Annotated in this window: 24 protein-coding genes; 19 read left to right on the forward strand and 5 right to left on the reverse strand. The window is 39.6% G+C overall.

Annotation, left to right across the window (positions count from 1 at the left end):
* Positions 1-74: 74 nt before the first annotated feature.
* Positions 75-680: a hypothetical protein gene (locus tag EDC41_RS07140; protein WP_020824155.1), complete on the reverse strand. Its 606-nt coding sequence runs from the start codon at positions 678-680 to the stop codon at positions 75-77.
* Positions 681-913: 233 nt separating this feature from the next.
* Between EDC41_RS07140 and EDC41_RS07145 the strand changes: the two genes are divergently transcribed.
* Both EDC41_RS07145 and groL read left to right on the forward strand, forming a co-directional pair.
* On the forward strand, positions 914-1,204 hold the full coding sequence (locus tag EDC41_RS07145; protein ID WP_006249308.1) for a co-chaperone GroES: 291 nt from the start codon (positions 914-916) through the stop codon (positions 1,202-1,204).
* A 68-nt stretch (positions 1,205-1,272) separates the two neighbouring features.
* Positions 1,273-2,913, forward strand: a complete 1,641-nt coding sequence (gene groL / locus EDC41_RS07150) for a chaperonin GroEL (RefSeq protein WP_006249309.1) — start codon at positions 1,273-1,275, stop codon at positions 2,911-2,913.
* 124 nt (positions 2,914-3,037) lie between these two features.
* Here groL and EDC41_RS07155 read toward each other — a convergent pair whose 3' ends face one another.
* A complete protein-coding gene (locus EDC41_RS07155; RefSeq protein WP_006249310.1) occupies positions 3,038-3,364 on the reverse strand; it encodes a DUF5339 domain-containing protein in 327 nt (108 codons plus the stop codon).
* Between the two features lie 415 nt (positions 3,365-3,779).
* Here EDC41_RS07155 and EDC41_RS07160 point away from each other — a divergent pair, with 415 nt between their 5' ends.
* The 15 genes from EDC41_RS07160 to EDC41_RS07230 all read left to right on the forward strand — a co-directional run bounded on the left by EDC41_RS07160 (position 3,780) and on the right by EDC41_RS07230 (position 16,314).
* A complete protein-coding gene (locus tag EDC41_RS07160; protein WP_006252373.1) occupies positions 3,780-5,330 on the forward strand; it encodes a cytochrome ubiquinol oxidase subunit I in 1,551 nt (516 codons plus the stop codon).
* A gap of 12 nt (positions 5,331-5,342) precedes the next feature.
* Positions 5,343-6,476, forward strand: a complete 1,134-nt coding sequence (gene cydB, locus EDC41_RS07165; protein ID WP_006249837.1) for a cytochrome d ubiquinol oxidase subunit II — start codon at positions 5,343-5,345, stop codon at positions 6,474-6,476.
* A gap of 14 nt (positions 6,477-6,490) precedes the next feature.
* The gene (locus tag EDC41_RS07170) at positions 6,491-6,589 is read left to right on the forward strand and encodes a CydX/CbdX family cytochrome bd oxidase small subunit (RefSeq protein WP_006249838.1); all 99 of its coding nucleotides are present in this window, start codon (positions 6,491-6,493) and stop codon (positions 6,587-6,589) included.
* Positions 6,589-6,876, forward strand: coding sequence for a cyd operon protein YbgE (ybgE, locus tag EDC41_RS07175; RefSeq protein WP_006249839.1), 288 nt, complete (start codon positions 6,589-6,591; stop codon positions 6,874-6,876). Before EDC41_RS07170 ends, ybgE begins: the two co-directional genes overlap by 1 nt.
* Positions 6,877-7,038: 162 nt before the next feature.
* The gene (gene ybgC / locus EDC41_RS07180; protein WP_015484150.1) at positions 7,039-7,440 is read left to right on the forward strand and encodes a tol-pal system-associated acyl-CoA thioesterase; all 402 of its coding nucleotides are present in this window, start codon (positions 7,039-7,041) and stop codon (positions 7,438-7,440) included.
* A gap of 21 nt (positions 7,441-7,461) precedes the next feature.
* Positions 7,462-8,142, forward strand: coding sequence for a protein TolQ (gene tolQ / locus EDC41_RS07185; protein WP_006249841.1), 681 nt, complete (start codon positions 7,462-7,464; stop codon positions 8,140-8,142).
* 141 nt (positions 8,143-8,283) lie between these two features.
* Positions 8,284-8,721 carry a colicin uptake protein TolR gene (tolR, locus tag EDC41_RS07190; protein ID WP_006249842.1) on the forward strand — a complete coding sequence of 146 codons (438 nt, stop codon included), beginning with the start codon at positions 8,284-8,286 and terminating at the stop codon, positions 8,719-8,721.
* A 13-nt stretch (positions 8,722-8,734) separates the two neighbouring features.
* Positions 8,735-9,958: a cell envelope integrity protein TolA gene (gene tolA / locus EDC41_RS07195; protein WP_061888597.1), complete on the forward strand. Its 1,224-nt coding sequence runs from the start codon at positions 8,735-8,737 to the stop codon at positions 9,956-9,958.
* Between the two features lie 15 nt (positions 9,959-9,973).
* A complete protein-coding gene (gene tolB, locus EDC41_RS07200; RefSeq protein WP_006252376.1) occupies positions 9,974-11,260 on the forward strand; it encodes a Tol-Pal system beta propeller repeat protein TolB in 1,287 nt (428 codons plus the stop codon).
* A 26-nt stretch (positions 11,261-11,286) separates the two neighbouring features.
* Positions 11,287-11,760, forward strand: coding sequence for an OmpA family protein (locus EDC41_RS07205; protein ID WP_006252377.1), 474 nt, complete (start codon positions 11,287-11,289; stop codon positions 11,758-11,760).
* A gap of 235 nt (positions 11,761-11,995) precedes the next feature.
* Entirely contained in the window at positions 11,996-12,706 is a 711-nt protein-coding gene (locus EDC41_RS07210) for a DMT family transporter (RefSeq protein WP_006252379.1), read from the forward strand.
* A gap of 47 nt (positions 12,707-12,753) precedes the next feature.
* Complete coding sequence (djlA, locus tag EDC41_RS07215; protein ID WP_006248033.1) at positions 12,754-13,611, forward strand: co-chaperone DjlA; 858 nt, start codon at positions 12,754-12,756, stop codon at positions 13,609-13,611.
* On the forward strand, positions 13,611-14,237 hold the full coding sequence (locus EDC41_RS07220; protein ID WP_006248034.1) for a DUF2238 domain-containing protein: 627 nt from the start codon (positions 13,611-13,613) through the stop codon (positions 14,235-14,237). The genes djlA and EDC41_RS07220 overlap by 1 nt, the downstream gene beginning before the upstream one ends.
* 77 nt (positions 14,238-14,314) lie before the next feature.
* A complete protein-coding gene (gene dusC / locus EDC41_RS07225) occupies positions 14,315-15,268 on the forward strand; it encodes a tRNA dihydrouridine(16) synthase DusC (RefSeq protein WP_006252380.1) in 954 nt (317 codons plus the stop codon).
* Positions 15,268-16,314: a YcjF family protein gene (locus tag EDC41_RS07230; RefSeq protein ID WP_006248036.1), complete on the forward strand. Its 1,047-nt coding sequence runs from the start codon at positions 15,268-15,270 to the stop codon at positions 16,312-16,314. Before dusC ends, EDC41_RS07230 begins: the two co-directional genes overlap by 1 nt.
* A 36-nt stretch (positions 16,315-16,350) precedes the next feature.
* On the opposite strand, the gene EDC41_RS07235 is transcribed toward EDC41_RS07230, so the two are convergent.
* On the reverse strand, positions 16,351-17,010 hold the full coding sequence (locus EDC41_RS07235) for a histidine phosphatase family protein (protein ID WP_006248037.1): 660 nt from the start codon (positions 17,008-17,010) through the stop codon (positions 16,351-16,353).
* A 48-nt stretch (positions 17,011-17,058) separates the two neighbouring features.
* Between EDC41_RS07235 and EDC41_RS07240 the strand changes: the two genes are divergently transcribed.
* Together EDC41_RS07240 and EDC41_RS07245 are read left to right on the forward strand one after the other, a co-directional pair.
* Positions 17,059-17,712, forward strand: coding sequence for a TIGR01621 family pseudouridine synthase (locus EDC41_RS07240; RefSeq protein ID WP_006248038.1), 654 nt, complete (start codon positions 17,059-17,061; stop codon positions 17,710-17,712).
* 1 nt (position 17,713) lies between these two features.
* Positions 17,714-18,334: a glutathione S-transferase gene (locus EDC41_RS07245; RefSeq protein ID WP_006248039.1), complete on the forward strand. Its 621-nt coding sequence runs from the start codon at positions 17,714-17,716 to the stop codon at positions 18,332-18,334.
* Between the two features lie 46 nt (positions 18,335-18,380).
* Here the strand turns inward: EDC41_RS07245 and EDC41_RS07250 are convergent, their stop codons facing one another.
* Together EDC41_RS07250 and EDC41_RS07255 are read right to left on the reverse strand one after the other, a co-directional pair.
* A complete protein-coding gene (locus EDC41_RS07250; protein WP_006248040.1) occupies positions 18,381-18,638 on the reverse strand; it encodes a helix-turn-helix domain-containing protein in 258 nt (85 codons plus the stop codon).
* A 278-nt stretch (positions 18,639-18,916) separates the two neighbouring features.
* A complete protein-coding gene (locus EDC41_RS07255) occupies positions 18,917-20,848 on the reverse strand; it encodes an ABC transporter ATP-binding protein (protein ID WP_006248041.1) in 1,932 nt (643 codons plus the stop codon).
* Positions 20,849-20,872 lie beyond the last annotated feature (24 nt).

Consider the following 20,872-nt stretch of genomic DNA (forward strand, 5'->3'; position numbering starts at 1 on the left):
GGATTTGGGTGGAAAAGAATTTAAGCTCAAATTAATCTGACAGACACGGTAATTTAAAACGGGGGACTGTCAGATTAGGTTTGATCTTCTACAAATAAAATAATAGATGCGGGAATCGTAATTGGTGCTGCAATGACCGAAATGGTGTCATCAAAGCTAAATTCTATGCTTTTCTGATAACTTTTCGCTTTAGCGATTATAGGTTGCTTAAATTTATACTTTTCTAGTATTTCCTTGCGATTTTTAAACTGTGTGATTTTACCACCAAGACCTGCATAGCTTTTCCATAGATATTCTTTTGAATGGCTAAATTGAAAACCTAACTTTTGTAGAGCTTGAATATCGCTCATGGTGAGATTTTTTGCAATAAATTGCGGACTGTACTGAATTTGAATATTTTCATCATAAATGGCTAAAGTAATTAGGTGATTACTGATCTTCCTTCCATACGGACTTTGAAGAAGTTTATTCAAAAAATAAATAACATCTGAAGCTTTTGTATTATCTATCAGCGTTTTATCAAATATCGCATCAATTGTGGAACCAATGAAATAAATTTTATCTGATTCAACCAAAATTGCTTGTACAGGTTCTTCAAATTCTTTTCCTCTAAAATCATAACTTTCGTTAAAGCATGCGGAGAGAAACCATAGTGAGCAGAGCATTAAGTATTTTTTCATTTTATTATCCTATCTTGAAATTAATAGTTTAAATGGTATAAGAGAATTGGGGTTTTTCTAAACAGAAACAGATTTCTTAGGTATATAGTTTTATCAAAAATGGTCAAATTTGTAAAAAATTTTACAAATTTGACCGCTTGCACTTGAAACTCTAAAATCTGCCTTTATATTGTTAGGCGTTACGCATTTTGCGTGAAGTTTTATTTATTCATTTTTAAGAAAAGGAACATATTATGGCACTTCGTCCATTACACGATAAAGTTATTTTAAAACGTGAAGAAGTTGAAACAAAATCGGCAGGCGGTATTGTTTTAACCGGTTCGGCAGCAACAAAATCAACCCGTGGCAAAGTAATTGCAGTAGGAACAGGTCGCATTTTAGACAATGGTTCTGTTCAGCCTTTAGCAGTTAAAGTGGGCGATGTAGTGATTTTTAACGAAGGCTACGGCGTAAAAACCGAGAAAATTGACGGCGAAGAAGTGCTAATTTTAGCAGAGCACGATATTTTGGCGATTGTAGAATAATTTCGTTCTGCACAAGCGGTTAAAAAAGCAAAATTTTTTACATATTTCAAATACAAAGGATTTAGAAAATGGCAGCAAAAGACGTGAAATTTGGTAACGATGCACGCGTAAAAATGTTAAAAGGCGTGAATATTTTAGCCGATGCGGTAAAAGTAACTTTAGGTCCGAAAGGTCGTAATGTGGTGTTAGATCGTGCTTATGGTGCACCAACGATTACAAAAGACGGTGTGTCGGTTGCCCGTGAAATCGAATTAGAAGATAAATTTGAAAATATGGGGGCTCAAATGGTGAAAGAGGTTGCCTCTAAAGCCAATGATGCCGCCGGTGACGGTACAACTACCGCAACTGTATTAGCTCAAGCGATTGTAAACGAGGGCTTAAAAGCAGTGGCTGCGGGTATGAACCCAATGGATTTAAAACGTGGTATCGATAAAGCGGTTGCAGCAGTGGTTGAAGAGTTAAAAGCGATTTCAAAACCGTGCGAAACCTCAAAAGAAATTGAGCAAGTAGGGACGATTTCTGCAAACTCAGATTCAACAGTCGGTCAATTAATTGCTCAAGCAATGGAAAAAGTGGGCAAAGAGGGCGTGATTACTGTTGAAGACGGTACAGGTTTAGAAGATGCATTAGACGTGGTTGAGGGTATGCAATTTGACCGTGGTTACTTATCGCCATACTTTATCAATAAACCGGAAGCCGGTACGGTTGAGTTAGAAAACCCATATATTCTTTTAGTGGATAAAAAAGTGTCTAACATTCGTGAATTATTACCGGTGTTAGAAGGTGTTGCAAAAGCAGGTAAACCGTTATTAATTATTGCCGAAGATATTGAAGGCGAGGCGTTAGCTACCTTAGTGGTGAACACTATGCGTGGTATCGTGAAAGTGGCGGCAGTGAAAGCACCTGGCTTTGGTGATCGCCGTAAAGCAATGTTACAAGATATTGCGATCTTAACTGCAGGTACTGTGATTTCTGAAGAGATCGGTATGGAGCTTGAAAAAGCAACCCTTGAAGAGCTTGGTCAAGCAAAACGTGTGGTTATCAGCAAAGATAACACCACAATTATTGACGGTATTGGTGATGAAACTCAAATCAAAGGTCGTGTAGCACAAATCCGCCAACAAATCGAAGATTCAACTTCAGATTACGACAAAGAAAAACTACAAGAGCGTGTAGCAAAATTAGCCGGTGGTGTTGCGGTAATTAAAGTAGGTGCGGCAACTGAAGTGGCTATGAAAGAGAAAAAAGACCGTGTTGATGATGCTCTTCACGCAACCCGTGCTGCGGTGGAAGAAGGTATTGTACCGGGGGGCGGAGTTGCTTTAGTGCGTGCAGCCAACAAAGTGGCTGATACACTAAAAGGCGATAACGAAGAGCAAAATGTAGGTATCAAACTTGCCTTGCGTGCAATGGAGGCTCCATTACGCCAAATCGTTGCCAATGCAGGTGAAGAAGCCTCAGTTGTAGCCCGCAACGTGAAAGAAGGTTCAGGCAACTACGGCTATAACGCAGGTACAGAGCAGTACGGCGATATGCTTGAAATGGGAATTTTAGACCCAACTAAAGTGACTCGTTCAGCACTTCAATTCGCGGCTTCTATTGCAGGTTTAATGATCACTACAGAATGTATGATTACCGATCTGCCAAAAGAAGAGAAATTAGATCCTGCCGCAATGGGCGGTATGGGGGGAATGGGCGGAATGATGTAATTGCCCATTGAGTGAACAAAAGCTACTGAAATTAATTCAGTAGCTTTTTTGTTGGTAACAAGTGGTTAAATTTATGCTATTTTTTGCAAATAAAAAACCAAGCAAGTAAGCTTGGTTTTAGCGTTTATTGATGTTTTTGTTTAAGGCTGTTTAGTGCTGTTAAACCTTTCTCACAACTTTTTTGCTGTAATTCAGAATCCATTTTTAGGATTTGTTGCTTTGTTAAAGAAAGTTTATTTTTCATTTTTAGCACTTGAGTATGAGTACCAGGCTGTCTTTCTGCATCAGAGACCAATTTATTTGCCGTGTTAAACATTTTCTCACATTCAGTTGGCAAATTTTTACTTAAAGTAGGTTTTGCAACTGTAAGTGATGAGGTTTTAACACTTGCTATAGCATTACTGGAAACCAATATGGTACAAAGTGTTATTCCTAAAATTCTTTTTAGCATGCGTTCTCCACACATTAAGTGTTTAAAAGTAAAAATCTAATATGTTATTTAATAAAGCTTGCTGATGTTATCAGAACTTTAATTTAAAGTCATCTAAAACTAAGATCTTTTTGCCAAGAATAAATTTTCAAGATCGTTAGTATAAAAAATAGTAAATAAATTGTTACTTATTTGTTAAGTATAACCGTGTTATTTAGTATGTTAAATAGCAATTATTACATAAATAAACCAATTTTGTGACGAATATAACAAAATTACTATTTTTTAATTAGCTATTTACAGGTAGAATACTCGTCGACACTTTATTATAAAATTAACCAATTTGGGTTATTTATTAGAATTGAGTGAATTTGTGGGTGATTACTTTTACAGTAATCTAATTGTCAAATTAGTATATTAATATAAGAGGTTTGAGATGTTAGATGTAGTTGAACTCTCACGTTTGCAGTTTGCTCTAACTGCACTCTATCACTTCTTATTCGTACCGCTTACATTAGGTCTTTCTTTCGTCCTTGTGGTGATGGAAACCCTGTATGTAACTACGGGTAAAGAAGTATATAAAGATATGACTAAATTCTGGGGTAAATTATTTGGTATTAACTTTGCCCTAGGGGTAACAACTGGTATTACAATGGAATTCCAGTTTGGTATGAACTGGTCATATTATTCTCATTATGTAGGTGATATTTTTGGCGCTCCATTAGCGATTGAAGGTTTAATGGCGTTCTTCTTAGAATCTACCTTTGTGGGCTTGTTCTTCTTTGGCTGGGAACGTTTATCGAAAGCGAAACATTTATTAGCAACTTACTGTGTTGCGTTTGGTTCTAACTTCTCTGCACTATGGATTTTAGTTGCTAATGGTTGGATGCAAAACCCGATTGCTTCTGAATTCAACTTTGAAACCATGCGAATGGAGCTTTCAAGTTTCTCTGAACTTGTATTAAACCCAGTTACACAATCTAAATTCTTACATACTGTAACCGCAGGCTATGTTTGTGGTGCTATTTTTGTATTAGGTATTAGTTCATACTATATCTTAAAAGGTCGTGACTTAGGCTTTGCAAAACGTTCATTCTCAGTAGGTGCAAGTTTTGGTTTAATTGCGATCATCTCTGTACTGATTATGGGTGATGAATCTGGTTATGAAATCGGTAAAGCTCAGCCGACTAAATTAGCTGCAATGGAAGGTGAATTCGAAACTCAGCCTGCTCCAGCTGCTTGGAATGCTTTTGTGATTCCAAATACTGCGGAAATGAAAAATGAATTCTCAATTCATATTCCTTATGCAGCTGGTATTATTGCAACCCGTTCTTTAGATAAAGAAATTAAAGGCCTAAAAGATATTCGTGTAATTAATGAACAACGTGTTCGTACCGGTATGGTAGCCTACGGACTATTAGAAAAATTACGTTCTGGCAATTATACAGAGGCGGATAAAGAAGCATTTAAAGCTGTACAAAAAGATTTAGGCTTTGGGTTATTGTTAAAACAATATACACCTAATGTGGTTGATGCGACTGAAGAACAAATTCAAAAAGCAGCAGATAATACAATTCCAAATGTAGGCCCTACATTCTGGGCATTCCGTGTAATGATGTTATCTGGCTTCTTGATGCTTATCTTGATTACGACAGCATTTATTCAAAATATGCGTGGTAAAGTAGAAAGTAGCCGTTTCTTATTAAGAGGCTTGTTATTCGGTCTTCCGTTACCTTGGATTGCGATTGAATCTGGTTGGTTCCTTGCCGAATATGGCCGTCAGCCTTGGGCTATCTATGAAATGTTACCTGTCGGTGTGTCAAACTCTGCATTAACAACAGGTGATTTATGGTTTACAATCGGCTTATTGTGTGGTTTATATACACTATTCTTAGTTGTAGAAATGTATTTAATGTTCAAATATGGTCGTCTTGGCCCTAGTGCATTAAAAACAGGCCGTTATTATTTTGAACAATCAACTAAATAATAGGAGTTAGAAATGATCGATTATGAAATTCTCCGCTTTATTTGGTGGATCTTAATTGCGGTATTGTTAATTGGCTTTGCAATTACTGATGGTTTTGATATGGGCGTATTAAACCTTTTACCTATCATTGGTAAAAGTAATGTTGAACGTCGTATTATGATCAACACAATTGCCCCTCACTGGGATGGTAACCAAGTATGGTTATTGACCGCTGGTGGTGCGATCTTCGCTGCATGGCCAACAGTCTATGCAACTTCGTTCTCGGGTTTCTATATTGCAATGGTGCTTGTGCTTGCAGCATTATTTTTCCGCCCTGTAGGTTTTGAGTATCGTGCAAAAATTGATAATCCGAAATGGCGTAGTGCTTGGGATTGGGGATTATTTATTGGTGGTTTCGTTCCATCATTAGTATTCGGTGTTGCATTCGGTAACTTATTACAAGGTGTACCATTTGAATTTAATAATATTAACCAATCACAATATACGGGTTCATTCTTTGGTTTATTAAATCCATTTGCATTAGTGTGCGGTATTATCAGCTTAATGATGTTAACCACACAGGGTGCAACTTGGTTACAAATGAAAACTACTGATGAGCTACATAACAACTCAAGAAAAGTGGCACAAGTGACAGCTTCTATTGTATTAGTGGCATTTATTCTTGCAGGTGTATGGTTATATTTTAAAGATGGTTTTGTGATCACAAGCGAGTTAGATCATAATGCACAATCTCTATTGACGAATAAAACTGTAGCGGTTCAAGCTGGTGCATGGTTTAGAAATTATGCTGAAATGCCTGTATTATGGGTTGTTCCTGCATTAGTTGTAGTAGGTGCATTACTGACTATTATTGCCTCAAAAGCAAATCGTTCAGGTTTAGCATTCTTCTCATCATCATTGATGATTGTTGGGGTGATTTTAACTGCTGCAGTATCAATGTTCCCATTCATTATGCCGTCAATTACTCATCCAGAAATGAGCTTAACGGTTTGGGACGCTACTGCTAGCCACACAACATTAACTGTAATGTTATTTGTTGCTGGTATCTTTGTACCGTTAGTATTAGCATATACTATTTGGTCATATATCAAAATGTATGGTCGTTTAGATGCTAGTTATTTAGAAGAAAATAAAGCAGCTTACTAATAAGGAGACACAATATGTTTTATGTAACTTGGGTCTTAGGTGTATTGCTTGCAATCTTCTTTGCAACAGTCATAACGATCAGCATTGAAAAAACAGGTAAGTTTGACGAGTAATGATTCATAAACTCTATAACTTAACAGCAAAGGGCTTGTTAAAAGCCCTTTCTTTTATTTTAGCGGCTGTATTATTTGCAACTATTTGGGTAAATTCGACCGCTTTCGCTCTTTCTTTTGGTGGAAAAACGCCGTATTTAGCAATGTTGGTATTTTATGGTATGGCTATTTTATGGGTACATGGAATTGGATTTGAAATCCGAGCTGCTATTTGGAAAGTGATTTTTTTACCACTTCTAGGTTACCTTATTGTTATTCCGGCATTATGGATTTTACTTGTTAAATAGAGGCATTTTTATGTCTCTATTTTTATTTTTGATAGATAAAAAATATTTTTGCAATTTACCAAAAAATATACTTGCATAACAATATTTCTGATCCTAAAATATCTCACAATTTGCGCCTAAATTTTGGGCGTTTTTTCATTTTGAATGAGAGAAATAATGCTTATGGATTTCCCGATTCGTGTTTATTATGAAGATACTGATGCCGGCGGAGTAGTTTATCATTCCAACTATCTGAATTTTTTTGAGCGGGCAAGAACGGAATTTTTGAGACAGCAGCATTTCTCACAGCAGGAACTTTTTAGCCAATCCCTTGCTTTTGTTGTTAAGAGGATTGAAATAGATTATAAGCTCCCTGCTCGTTTAGATGATTTATTAAATGTGGAAACAACACTCTCAGAATTGAAGAAAGCAACCCTTATCTTTAAACAACGATTGTGGAAAGATGGCGATTGTCTGAGTGAGGCAAATGTTACGGTCGCTTGTGTTGATTTAATCAAAATGAAGCCGGTTGCAATTCCTGATGATATTCGTCAAGCATTACAAAAAAGTTATTTTTCTATTTAAAAACTATTCGGAGTTTTATTAATGCAAACTGAATTTAGTCTTCTTTCGTTATTTTTAGAAGCAAGTATTGTGGTAAAGATCGTGATGCTGATCCTTATTGTATTCTCAATTTTGTCTTGGGCGGTGATTATTCAGCGCAGCAAAATTTTAACTAAAGCCAAAAAAGATTCCCTTGCTTTTGAAGATCGATTCTGGTCAGGGGAAGATCTAAACCGTTTACACCAAGGTTTAGAGAATCGTCGTGATGCATTAAATGGTTCAGAGCAAATCTTTTATGTTGGGTTTAAAGAATTTACCCGTTTACAACAAGCGAACCCAGATGCGCCAGAATCGATTATTCAAGGTTCTACCCGTGCGATGAACTTAGCATTAAACCGTGAAATGGAAAGTTTAGAAAACTACATTCCGTTTTTAGGCACAGTGGGTTCAATCAGCCCATATATTGGTTTATTCGGAACGGTTTGGGGAATTATGCACTCCTTTATGGGATTAAGTGCAGTTAAGCAAGCAACTTTACAATCAGTCGCACCGGGTATTGCAGAAGCATTAATTGCAACGGCTATCGGTTTATTTGCGGCGATTCCTGCAGTAATGGCATATAACCGTTTGAATTTACGTTTAGGTAAAGTTGAGCAAGGGTATGTGAATTTCATTGATGAGTTCACGACCTTATTACACCGTCAGGCTTTTTCAAAAAGATAATCTACAAGCGGTTGATTTTTAATGAAAATTTGTAAAGTTTTTCGTAAAAAAGACCGCTTGTAACCGCATTATTCGAGACCGGGACACTGTGCCGGTTATTTCAGATCAATTAAGGTGCTAAGCACCTGTAAAGAGGAATATATGTCTCGTCGTTTAAAACGTAATGACATTAAATCAGAAATCAACATTGTTCCATTTCTTGATGTATTGTTGGTATTATTGCTGATTTTTATGGCAACGGCCCCAATTATCAGTCAAAGTGTAGAAGTTAATTTACCGGAAGATACGCATAGCCAATCAGTTTCTAATGAAGATAAAACTCCAGTGATTTTGGAGGTGGCAGGTGTTGGTGAATATAAATTGAAAATTGACGGTAACTATGTGCAAAGTAATGGGCAAGAGAATATTAATGAATCAGAAGTTGTTGCCTATGCAGGGGAACAATTTCAAAAAGATAACAATACCTTATTTTTAGTTGCCGGTGATAAAGTAGTACCTTATGAAGAAATTATGAAAGGTATTACACTACTTAAAGACGCCGGAGTGAAATCGGTAGGTTTAATGACAGAAGGTAAATAGCCAAGGATAACGTGTGAAATCTCAACAAGATAGACTAGAGCTAGCGGTTATTGTTTCGATCTTATTGCATATATTGTTAATCGGGTTGTTATTGCTCGGGTCTCTTTTCACTAAGACGGAACTCGCTGCGGCTGGTGGCAGTGGTGGCGATAGCGATAGCTTTGAAGCTGTGATGGTAGATACTGGGCAAGTGGCTGCTGAATATGGGCAGTTATTGGCAGAGAAAAAAGGCTCAAAAGCATCGAAGCCAAAGGTAGAGCCTAAAGAGGAAGCTGTTGAAGAAGATGTGGAAGATAAACCGACTCCGGAAGAGATCCAAAAACAGAAACAAGCTGAGTTAGCGGCGATTCAAGAGAAACAGCGTCAGCAAGAAATTGAGCGTCAGCAAAAACTACAAGAACAGCAAAAGCAAGCACAAGCTAAGCAAGAAGAGCTTAAAAAGCAGCAAGCAGAAGAAGCAACTCGTAAAAAAGCAGCTGAAGCAGCAAAACTGAAAGCAGATGCAGAAGCTAAGCGTTTAGAGGCTGCTGCTAAACAAGCTGAAGAAGAGAAAAAAGCTAAAGAAGCACTTGAAAAGAAGCTTGAACAGCAGAAGAAAGCGGAAGCTGAGAAAAAGTTAAAAGAGCAAAAAGAACTGAAGGAACAGCAGGCAAAAGAAGCTAAAGAAGCGAAGGAAAAAGCAGAAAAAGAAGCTAAAGCCAAGGCAGAAAAAGAAGCAAAAGAAAAGGCTGAGAAAGAAGCCAAAGCAAAAGCAGAAAAAGAAGCCAAAGAGAAAGCCGAGAAAGAAGCTAAAGCGAAGGCAGCTGCTGAGGCAAAAGCCGCCCAAGCGAAAAACAATAAAGCACTTGATGATTTCCTCAATAGTGGAGACATCGGTGGTGGTTCAAGTAAAGGTGGTAACAAAAACTCAGCAGGATCACAAGGTTCTGGTGGTACAAGTGGCTTAGGGCAAGGTACTAATGTAGATGGTAATGCATATGGTCAACGAATTAAGAAATTAATTCAATCTCGATATCGGGTTGATCCAAGTTTTGCCGGAAAACAATGTGATGTTAAGATATTCTTAAGTCGAGATGGCACAATTACTAACTATCAAGTTATCAGTGGCGATAAAGCAGTATGTGATGCAGCGGTAAGTGCAATAGTGGCAACTAGAAAAGTACCACCTGCACCATCAGATGCGGTATATAATATGTTTAAATCACCAACACTTGATTTTAGTTTAAAAGTTAAATAATTTAGAGGACTACAAATGAAATTATTCTCTCGTATATCGGGTGTAATAGGCATCTTTTCAGCATTATTGACAACTCAGGTGGTTGCTGATTCTGATGTGCGAATTTCTATTGATGAAGGTGTAAGTATGGCTCAGCCGATTGCGGTTGTGCCATTTAAAGCCAGCGGTGTGCCGGCAGATGTTGCACAAATTATTTCTGATGATTTGCGAAATAGTGGTAAATTTACACCGCTTGAACGCTCTCAAATGCCTGCTCAACCGGGATCAGCAGCGGAAGTGGTGGCAGATCAATGGAGTGCTATCGGTATTGATAATATTGTAGTTGGCCAAGTGAGTAGCACAGGTGGCGGTTATAATGTCGCTTATCAATTAATTGATACTCTTGGTACATCGGGTACAGCGGGTGGTGTCATTGCCCAAGGTTCATTTATTGTTCCGGCAGCCCAAATTCGTCAAGGTGCGCATACAGTAAGTGATGAGGTATTTGAAAAATTAACCCAAATTCGCGGTGCATTTAGAACTAAAATTGCGTATGTGGTTCAACGTGGCGTATCATCGTATGAATTACGAGTATCTGATTATGATGGTTTTAATGCCTTTACTATTACAACCAGTAAAGAGCCTTTAATGTCGCCAGAGTGGTCACCAGATGGTAGCAGATTAGCTTATGTGACATTTGAAAATAAAAAAGCGCAGGTTGTTGTTCACGATATTCGTTCAGGTGCTCGCCGTGTAGTGGCAGCATTGAAAGGACATAATGGTGCGCCATCATTCTCTCCAGACGGTTCTCGCATTGCGTTTGCCTCAAATCAAGATGGTGAGTTAAATATTTATGTTGTAGGTAGTGGCGGTGGTACACCAAGTAAATTGACCGCTAATGCTGGAAATAATACTGAACCAAGCTGGTCTCCAGATGGTAGCACAATCTACTTTACGTCTGACCGTGCAGGTTCTCCTCAAGTTTATAGAATGAGTTCATCAGGTGGTGGTGCTAGCCCAATGGGCGGTAGCGGTAGCTATAATGCGAAAGTATCATCTGATGGTAAGAATTTAATCATGATTGCCGGTGATAGAGTTGTGAAACGCGATCTCGCTTCAGGTGGCACAGAAGTACTGAGTTCAACTTTCTTAGACGAAAGTCCAAGTATTTCACCGAATGGCATTATGGTTATTTATAGCTCTACCAAAGGTACGAGTAAAGTGCTACAATTGGTGTCTGCAGATGGGCGTTTTAAAGCTAATTTGCCTGGCGCAGGTGGACATTATAAATTCCCTGCATGGTCACCATACTTAACTAAATAATAATATTTCTCTATTAGGAGCAACAAATGAAAAAATTTGCTAAAGTATTAATGGTAGCAGTACCAGCTTTCGCATTAGCAGCATGTAGCAGCTCATCAGATGATGCAGCAGCAAACGCAGCAGCAAATGCAGCAGCAAATGCAGCAGGCGAATTCGGTGGTTTAACAGCTGAACAATTAAAAGCACAATACAACACTGTATACTTCGGTTTTGACAGCTATGCAGTTGAAGGTGAATACCGTCAATTATTAGACGCTCACGCTCAATTATTAGCAAAAACTCAAGGTAACGTAACTATTGCTGGTCACGCTGATGAGCGTGGTACTCCAGAGTACAACATCGCATTAGGTCAACGTCGCGCAGATGCAGTTAAAGGTTACTTAGCAGCTAAAGGTGCTAACAACACTTCAACTGTTTCTTACGGTGAAGAGAAACCAGCAGTATTAGGTCACTCAGAAGCTGACTACGCGAAAAACCGTCGTGCAGTATTAGAATACTAATTCTTAGTTGATTCTAAATTGAAGCCCTGAATAATCAGGGCTTTATTTTTATTAAAAGCCTTTATGCTATGAATTTTTGGAATTCGCTCTCGCCGTTATTTAAAGCCATTTTTTGTGTGCTTTTGTCGGCACTAAGCTTTGCGATTATGGCTGCTTTTCTTCGTCTTTCGGGGGATGTACCGATTGCACAAAAAGCGATTTTTCGCAACGCACAGCATTGATAAGCGGTTATATTGTGTGGAAAAATCGCCAATTATTCTTTGGTTATGCAGAAAATCGTTTGTTATTATTAAGCCGTTCCATCACCGGGTTATTGGGGATTTTATGTGGTGTATATATCATCGATCACCTTGTGCTAAGTGATGTCGATATGATTGGCAAACTCACGTCGTTCATTTTAATTATTCTTTCTGCGATTTTTTTAAAAGAGAGAGCATCTCTCCTGCAATGGATTTTATGCCTTATTGCCTTTATCGGGGCACTTTTTATTATCAAACCGGCAGTTGATATTCGCTTTATGCCTTATCTGGTTGGCGTGATTGGCTCTGTGTTTGCAGCCATTGCCTATTTATGCTTAAGGTTATTGGCAAAAACCAAAAAAGTAGAATCACCTAATACCATTGTTTTCTTTTTTTCTGCCTTTTCGACCTTGATATTATTGCCTTTTGTCGCCATTGATTATGTAGTGCTAACCAATTTACAGACAATCTACTTAGTGTTAGCAGGGGTAACTTCAGCGGTCGGGCAGTTTTGTGTAACTACCGCCTATAAATATGCGGCGGCGAAAGACATCTCAATTTATAGTTATGCCTCTGTGCTATTTAGTGCAATTTTAGGGTTGTTGTTCTTTGAACAATACCCGGATATGTTGAGTTGGCTAGGTTATGCAATTATTTTTGTCTCAAGCTGGCTTATGTTTGTATTAACTAAAAAGCAATCAAAGTAAAATTTTGTTAGAATAACGTTTATTCATTTCTATAAAAGGATAAAAAAATGCAATTTATCGGAAAAATAGTCGGTTTTTTCTTGGGCTATCAGCTTTTTCACGGTTTATTTGGTGGGATACTTGGCGCTTTTATCGGGCATTTAGCCGATAAAAAACTCTATGAATTAGGTTCAGTTCGTTCAAGTCTTTTCGGTAAAAATTTAACTCGCCAATCGCTTTTCACCCAAACCACTTTTGCGGTGTTGGGGCATATTGCGAAAGCAAAAGGGCGTGTTACTGAAGCGGATATTGAATTAGCCCGAGCGTTAATGGCTCGCTTAAAATTAGATAGTGCAGCCCAGCAATTAGCGCAAAATGCCTTTACCTTAGGTAAAGAGCCTGACTTCCCGTTACGCCAAGTCATTCAAGAGTTCAGAGAAGCCTGTGGGGCAAGAACTGACTTATTACGTTTCTTTGTCGAAGTGCAAATGCAGGCAGCCTTGCAAGATGGGCAACTTGATGTGAACGAGCAACAAATTCTGTTTACGATTGCCGAAACAATGGGAATGTCTCGCTTCCAATTTGAGCAGATGATCGCAATGATTATGGCAGCTCAACAATTCCGCAATGGTGGCTATTATCAGCAAAATGGGAGTTATCATCAGCAATCTCAAGGTGGCTATCAGGGCAGTTATCAGCAGCCTGCACAACCAAGCATTGAGGCAGCCTATACCGTATTAGGCGTAACCGCACAAGACGATCAAAATACAGTGAAACGGGCTTATCGTAAGTTAATGAACGAACATCACCCGGATAAATTAGCCGCTAAAGGTTTGCCTGATGAGATGATGGAGTTGGCAAAAGAGAAAGCTCAACAAATTCAAGCGGCGTACGATTTAATTTGTAAAGTGAAAGAGTGGAAATAATGGATTCACGCTCGCATATCATCCCTCTATTTTTAGCGATTGTTATTACCGTGATTGCGGTTTGGTCAGGGTTAAATCCGACAGACCGCGCAGTTTGGTATGCGGAAGTGATACCGATTTTTATCGTTTTTGCCCTTTTAATTATCACTTACCCTAAATTTCAGTTTAGTGGGTTAGCTTATTTTTTGATGTCGCTTTGGCTGATTATGCACTTGATCGGGGCAAAATATACCTTTGCCAATGTGCCGTTTGAGTGGGCAAATCAATTTCTAACCCCGATTTTAGGTGAAGATCGTAACCATTTTGATCGAGTAGCACATTACATTATCGGTTTTTACAGCTTCCCGATGGCAGAATGGTTACTGCGTAAACGCAAGTGCGGAATGGGCGTAGCATTTTTCTTCTCGCTGTTTTTCATTATGTCGGTGGCGGCAGCTTACGAAATTATTGAATGGCAATATGCCGTGATTGAAGGTGGCAATGCCGGCGTGGAATTTCTAGGCTCGCAAGGGGATATTTGGGACGCTCAAAAAGATATGCTTGCGGATACTCTTGGGGCATTAACCGCACTGATGATTTACCTGATCGCTCGCCCCGATTTGCGCATTCACGATAGACATTTTTAACCTTCAAGCGGTTGTTTCTTGCCAATTTTTTGCAAAATGTTGAGAAAAAATAACCGCTTGTATTTTTTATTTTACCAATGAATCCAATTCCTAACGTTATTCTTGCCCCGATGCAAGGGGTTTTAGACCCTTTTGTCCGCAACCTTTTAACTTCAGTGAATGACTACGATCTCTGTATTTCCGAATTTGTGCGAGTGGTCGATCAACGTTTACCGAAGAAAACCTTTTATCGCCTAGCCCCTGAGCTATATCAAGGCGGATTAACCGATTCCGGCACACCAGTGCGGGTACAGCTTTTAGGGCAACACCCACAGTGGCTGGCAGAAAATGCAGCTCTTGCCATTGAGCTTGGTTCACACGGGGTAGATCTCAACTGTGGCTGCCCCTCTAAAACGGTAAATGGCAGCAATGGTGGGGCTTCGTTATTAAAAGATCCGGAACTGATTTATCGTGCAACCAAAGCGATGCGTGAAGCTGTGCCAAGCGATAAAATCGTTTCCGTAAAAGTGCGATTAGGTTGGGATTCCGTTAGCCAATGTTTTGAAATTGCCGATGCGGTAGAACAGGGCGGAGCGAATGAAATTACCGTTCACGGGCGAACCAAAGTTGATGGTTATCGAGCAGAAAGAATTAATTGGCAGGCGATTGGCGAAATTCAACAACGGCTGTCTATTCCTGTTATCGCCAACGGCGAAATTTGGGATTTTGAATCGGCGAAAAATTGCCAAAAAATAACCGCTTGCAAGGCATTAATGATGGGGCGTGGGGCGTTAAACACACCGAATTTAAGCAAAGTGGTGAAATATAATGTTCCGAAAATGGCGTGGAATGAAGTGCTACAGCTATTGTTTAAGTACGTTCAGATGGAAAATCAGTTTGATACCGGTTTTTACCACGTTGCTCGCATCAAACAATGGCTACGTTATTTGGATAAAGAATATCCTCAAGCGGTAGAATTATTTGATATCTTGAAAACCGAACACGGCTATGATGGTCTAAAAGCACATATTGAAAAGGCAGTGGAGGAATAATGAGTAAGCAAATTTTTAATGAAGAAGAGCTAAAAACAACCGAGCATTTTGAACCTAAACAAGAGTTTGATCTCGAAAATGCGATTATTGAAGAAGAGGAAAAAGCAGTTGAGGCGGAGCTGATTATTGAAGAAAGCCTTAAGCCTTCCCGCTTTTGGATTCGAGTACTACTTGCCACACTTGCCTTGTTTGGCGTGGCGGTAATTGCTCAAAGTATTCAGTGGTTGATTGATACGTTCCAGCAAAGAGAGTGGATCTATTTTGCGTTCTCGATAGTCTTTTTTATTGTCAGCTTGTTGGGCGTTGGGGCGATTATTTCCGAATGGCGAAAGTTGGTGTATTTGCGAAATCATCAGAAAAATCAACAAATGAGTAACCAATTATTGCTGGAACAGCTGCCTTCCAATGATGGCGAACAAGCGGTCAAATTTTGCGAAAATATTGCAAATCAGCTTAATCACTTGCCGAGCATTGCTCAAGCCGAGCAACTTTGGAAAAGCGAACTGAACGAGGCTTATAATGCCAAAGAGGTACTATATCTGTTTAGCGAAAATGTGCTAAAGCCGATAGATAAACAGGTTAAGCAGATGATTTCCCGCAATGCGGCAGAAAATGCGGTGATTGTGGCGGTTAGCCCGCTGGCAATAGTTGATGTGTTGTTAATGGCGGCAAGAAATATCGCTTTAGTGAATAAAATTACCAAAGCCTATGGAATGGAATTGGGTTATATCAGCCGCTTAAAACTGTTCAAAATGGTGCTGAAAAATATGGTGTTCGCCGGTGCAACCGAAATCGCTACTGATGTTGGAATGGATTTCTTCTCGCAAAACCTTACGGCGAAATTATCGCTCCGTGCCGCACAAGGTATTGGTGTGGGTTTACTCACTGCTCGCCTTGGCATTAAAGCAATGGAATTTTGTCGTCCTGTTGCTTTTCAAGCGAATGAGAAGCCAAGAATTTCAGCTATTCGTCAGGAGTTGCTTACTTCGGTCAAAAATACGGTATTTGCTAAAACAGAAACGAAAGAAAAAGTGTTCTCTGATTAGAAAATGCTATGGGCGGACAATGTTCCGCCCTTAATATTATCGTTTGTATTGGCTTGTTGGCACATTATCCAAATGGTCGGTATTATTAAATTCCAGCACCGTTACTTTGCCATTCTCTACTTCTACTTTCGTAATGGCAGTATTGAACACAAAGCTATGTTTTTCTTCATTGCGGAAATCTTGCCACGCAATGCCTTTTAACACAGCCGTGAGTAAGGTTAAGGTCATACCATGTGAAACAATCAGCACTTTGCCGTCATTTTGGTGTAGCTCGGCGATTTGATTGAACGCCTGAGTCACCCGTTGATAAAGTTGCTCAAATCGCTCGCCACCGTTTGCTTTTGCCAGATATTCTGCCGGTGTACGTTTCATCACCCAATATTCATCATTTTCTTGCAAATCGACAGATTTCATTCCTTCCCAGCTGCCAAAATCAAATTCATTCAAGCCTTTATGATGAAAATGCGGAATATTACTGCGTTCATTTTCTGCTAAAATGTAGTTTGCGGTATCTTGAGCCCGTTTCTGCATACTGGAATAGGCGGCGGTAAACGGAATATGTTTTAACGCAATGCCGGTTTTCTTCGCTCCGATAATCCCTTCTTCTACTAAAGCGGAATCGCCCGAGCCTTGTAATCTGCCTTCCAAATTCCACACGGTTCTGCCGTGTCGTACTAAATAAATGGTAACAGCCATTGTAATTTCCTTGCTAAAATAGTCAAAAATTGGAAGGATTATAGCAAAATGACCCCAACATTGCCTATTTGTTATCAACATCGTGATTTTATTATTATCAATAAGCCGGAAGGCTTGAGTGTGCATAAAGATGAGGCTGAAATCGGCTTAACGGAATTAGTGGCTCGCCAACTGAATGTAAAGCAGGTTTGGCTGGTTCACCGTCTGGATAAAATCACCTCAGGTTTACTGATTTTAGCGTTGAATAAAGAGGCGGCAGCAAGGTTTTACCATTTATTTGAACAGCATAAAATCTACAAAACCTATTGGGCATTAAGCGATAAAAAGCCGAAGAAAAAGCAGGGTAGAATTGTTGGCGATATGCAAAAAAGCAGAAATGGAGCGTGGAAATTATGCCACAGTAAGGAAAACCCGGCAGTAACGCAATTTATTTCTCATTCTGTTGAAGACTCGCTCAGGCATTTTATTTTGCAACCCAAAACAGGCAAAACTCACCAATTAAGAGTGGCAATGAAAAGTTTGGGCAGCCCGATTTTAGGTGATAAACTCTATTCAGGTAGCCAAGCCGACCGTGTTTATTTGCACGCTTATCAGCTTGATTTTGAATACGAAAATGAGAAAATCTCAGTGCAAGCCTTGCCGACAAGCGGTCATTTTTGGCAAAAAATTTGCAAATCCAATCACATCAAACACGGAGAATAGTATGAAACTTTGGTACTCAACCACCAGCCCTTTCGCCCGCAAAGCCCTTGCGGTGATTAAACACCACCAATTAGACGATAAAGTCGAAATGTTGCGGGTGACAAAAGCAATGGATCCAAATTCGCCACATAATCAAGATAACCCGTTAGGACGTATTCCTGCCCTACAACGCAACTGCGGACGTTGGCTTTTCGGTAGTTTGTTAATTAGCGAATATCTTGACCAAAAAGGCAATAACACTCCACTGTTACCTAAAGAGGGTAAACCTCGCTGGGCAGTGTTGGCATTACATAATTTGGCGGACGGCATTATGGAAAATACGATGCCAACTTTATTACAAGAACGTATGGCTCGCCCCGAGAATGAATGGTGGGTCAGCCGCCACGAGCAATTAATGGAACGCAATATCCGTTCGTTCAGACAATTAGAAGAGGCATTGCAAGAGTTTGGCACAGAGCTGAATTTAGGCACATTAACCGCAGTAGCATTAATTGACTGGTGGGCATTCCGCTTAGATAAGATAGGCTACGATCTTGCAAAAAATTACCCAAATTTAACCGCTTGGGCAGAGGAAATGAATAATAAATACGCCATTCTGGCAGAGACTAAGCCGAGCATGTAGAGATTTGACATAGAAAATAAAGGCATTGAGTTATAACTCAATGCCTTTATTTATGAGGAAATTGTTGTTCAATTTCTTGCAATACAGATAAAGGATCTAAATCTAACCCTTTGCAATAAGCGATAAATTCAAAAATATCTAATCTGCGATCTCCTGTTTCTACTTTTCCGATAAATGAGTAAAGAACGCCCATTTTTTCTCCTAATGTGCGTTGTGTTAGCCCTAGTTCCAAACGGCGTTTTAAGAATAGTTCTCTTAACCAAATATGCTCGCTGGAATGTATTGATAATCTAAGATTTTTCATTGCACCTATATTAGGTACAAATAATGTTGAACCTTTTTTAGGTTCATTATATAATTAATTTGTAGTTACATTACCACATTTTATAGGGAGAATAAGTATGCCTGATTTTATTATCGTCAGTGTAGTTGCACTCGTGATTTTACTATTAATATCATTATTTATTTAATCTATAGGTTTTTAAATTTATAAAAAAGCTAGCTTAATGATCATTGTTTTTTTGAGGTGTATAGTTCCCTTAAATGGCACAAGCGTGGACGCTTGCGCTATCTTGTAGAACCCTAGCGTAACATGGTCTCAAACTCCTCCTGAGCCTCCAACCATTGCATTTCAATTTCTTCAACCAGCCTTTTTGCCTCTAACTGTTTCGCAAGTGTTTCAGTTAGTTTTGCTTTATTTTCGGCTTCATAAATGTCGCTTTCGGTAAGCATTGCTTCGAGTTTATTTAATTTTTCGGTTGCTTTTTCTAACTCTTTTTCCAGTTGAGTAATTTTTTTCCGCAATGGGGCGGTTTGTTGGCGGCGCTCTGCCTCTAAGCGTTTTTGCTCTTTGCGTTGAGCTGCACTATTTTCATTGGTGCTAGAGCAAGCGGTCGAATTTGCCGAATCTTTTGCAAGTACGGATTTCGGCTCGTTGGCTAAGGCGTTTTGCTCATTGAGCCATTTTTGGTAATCGTCTAAATCACCTTTAAATTTTTCCACTTTGCGGTCGTGCACTAAATAAAATTCATTCACGGTGCTACGCAATAAATGGCGGTCGTGCGAAACCACCACTAGCGAGCCTTCGTAATAGGTCAGTGCATCAACCAGGGCTTGTCGCATTTCTAAATCTAAATGGTTGGTTGGCTCATCTAATAGCAGTAAATTCGGGCGTTGCCATACAATTAAGGCAAGCACTAAACGGGCCTTTTCTCCGCCGGAGAATGATTTCACAGCTTGTACCACTTTATCGCCTTTAAAATCGAAACCGCCTAAATAATTGCGTAATTCCTGCTCGGTTTTTTCCGGTGCGAGTTTTTGTAAATGCCAAAGTGGGCTTTCATCAAAACGTAGTGTATCCACCTGATGTTGGGCGAAATAGCCGAGTTGCACGCCTTTTGCCAGTTGAATTGAGCCGTTTTGGGGCGGAAGTTCGCCCGCCAATAATTTAATCAGCGTGGATTTCCCTGCACCGTTTCTCCCGAGTAAACCAATACGAGAGCCGGGAACCAAATTCAGTTTGACCGATTCCAACACCGTTTTTTCCGCATAGCCGGCACTGACTTTTTCCATCATTAATAACGGGCTAGGCAGTGCAAGCGGTGGGCGAAATTCAAATTCAAACGGCGAATCAGCATAGGCTGGGGCAATAAGCTCCATTTTTTCCAACGCTTTAATTCGGCTTTGTGCCTGTTTCGCTTTAGTCGCTTTGGCTTTAAAGCGATCGATAAAACTCTGCAAATGAGCAACTTTACGTTGCTGTTGCTGATAAGCGGCATTCTGCTGGGCGATTTTGGTCGCACGTTGAATCTCAAACGAGGTGTAATTGCCGGTGTATTCATTGAGCTTTTGATGTTCAATATGAATCACCCGATCGATAATCGGATCGAGAAAATCACGGTCGTGCGAAATTAACAATAAAGTGCCACGATAGTTACTCAGCCAACGCTCCAACCAAATAACCGCATCTAAGTCTAAGTGGTTGGTTGGCTCGTCAAGCAATAACAGATCGGAACGACAAATCAGAGCTTGTGCCAAATTTAACCGCATACGCCAGCCACCGGAGAAGGATTTCACCGGCAGTTGCAGTTGTTCGGTGCTAAACCCCAAGCCGTTAAGCAGGGTAGCGGCACGGGATTGAATTGTCCAAGCATCAATGGTATCAAGTTGAGTATGGATAATCGCAATGCGGTTGCCGTCATTCTTTTCATTTGCGATATCTAGCTCAGCCATAAGATGGGTATATTCCCGATCTCCTTGAATCACATAGTCTAACGCTGAAATAGCTAACGCAGGCGTTTCTTGATTTACCCACGAGATCGCCCAGTTTTTCGGCAACGATACATCGCCACCTTCAGGTTGTAATTCATTTTTCAGTAAGGCAAAAAGAGAGGATTTGCCACAGCCGTTTTTTCCCACCAAACCGACTTTCTGCCCGGTGTGAATGGTAACGGAGCTGTTATCAATGAGAACGGAATGCCCTCGTTTTAAAATTAAGTCTGTAAAAAAGATCATTGCAAGCGGTCTATTTTGTTAAAA

The sequence above is a fragment of the Mannheimia haemolytica genome (assembly GCF_004342115.1).
GTDB lineage: Bacteria > Pseudomonadota > Gammaproteobacteria > Enterobacterales > Pasteurellaceae > Mannheimia > Mannheimia haemolytica.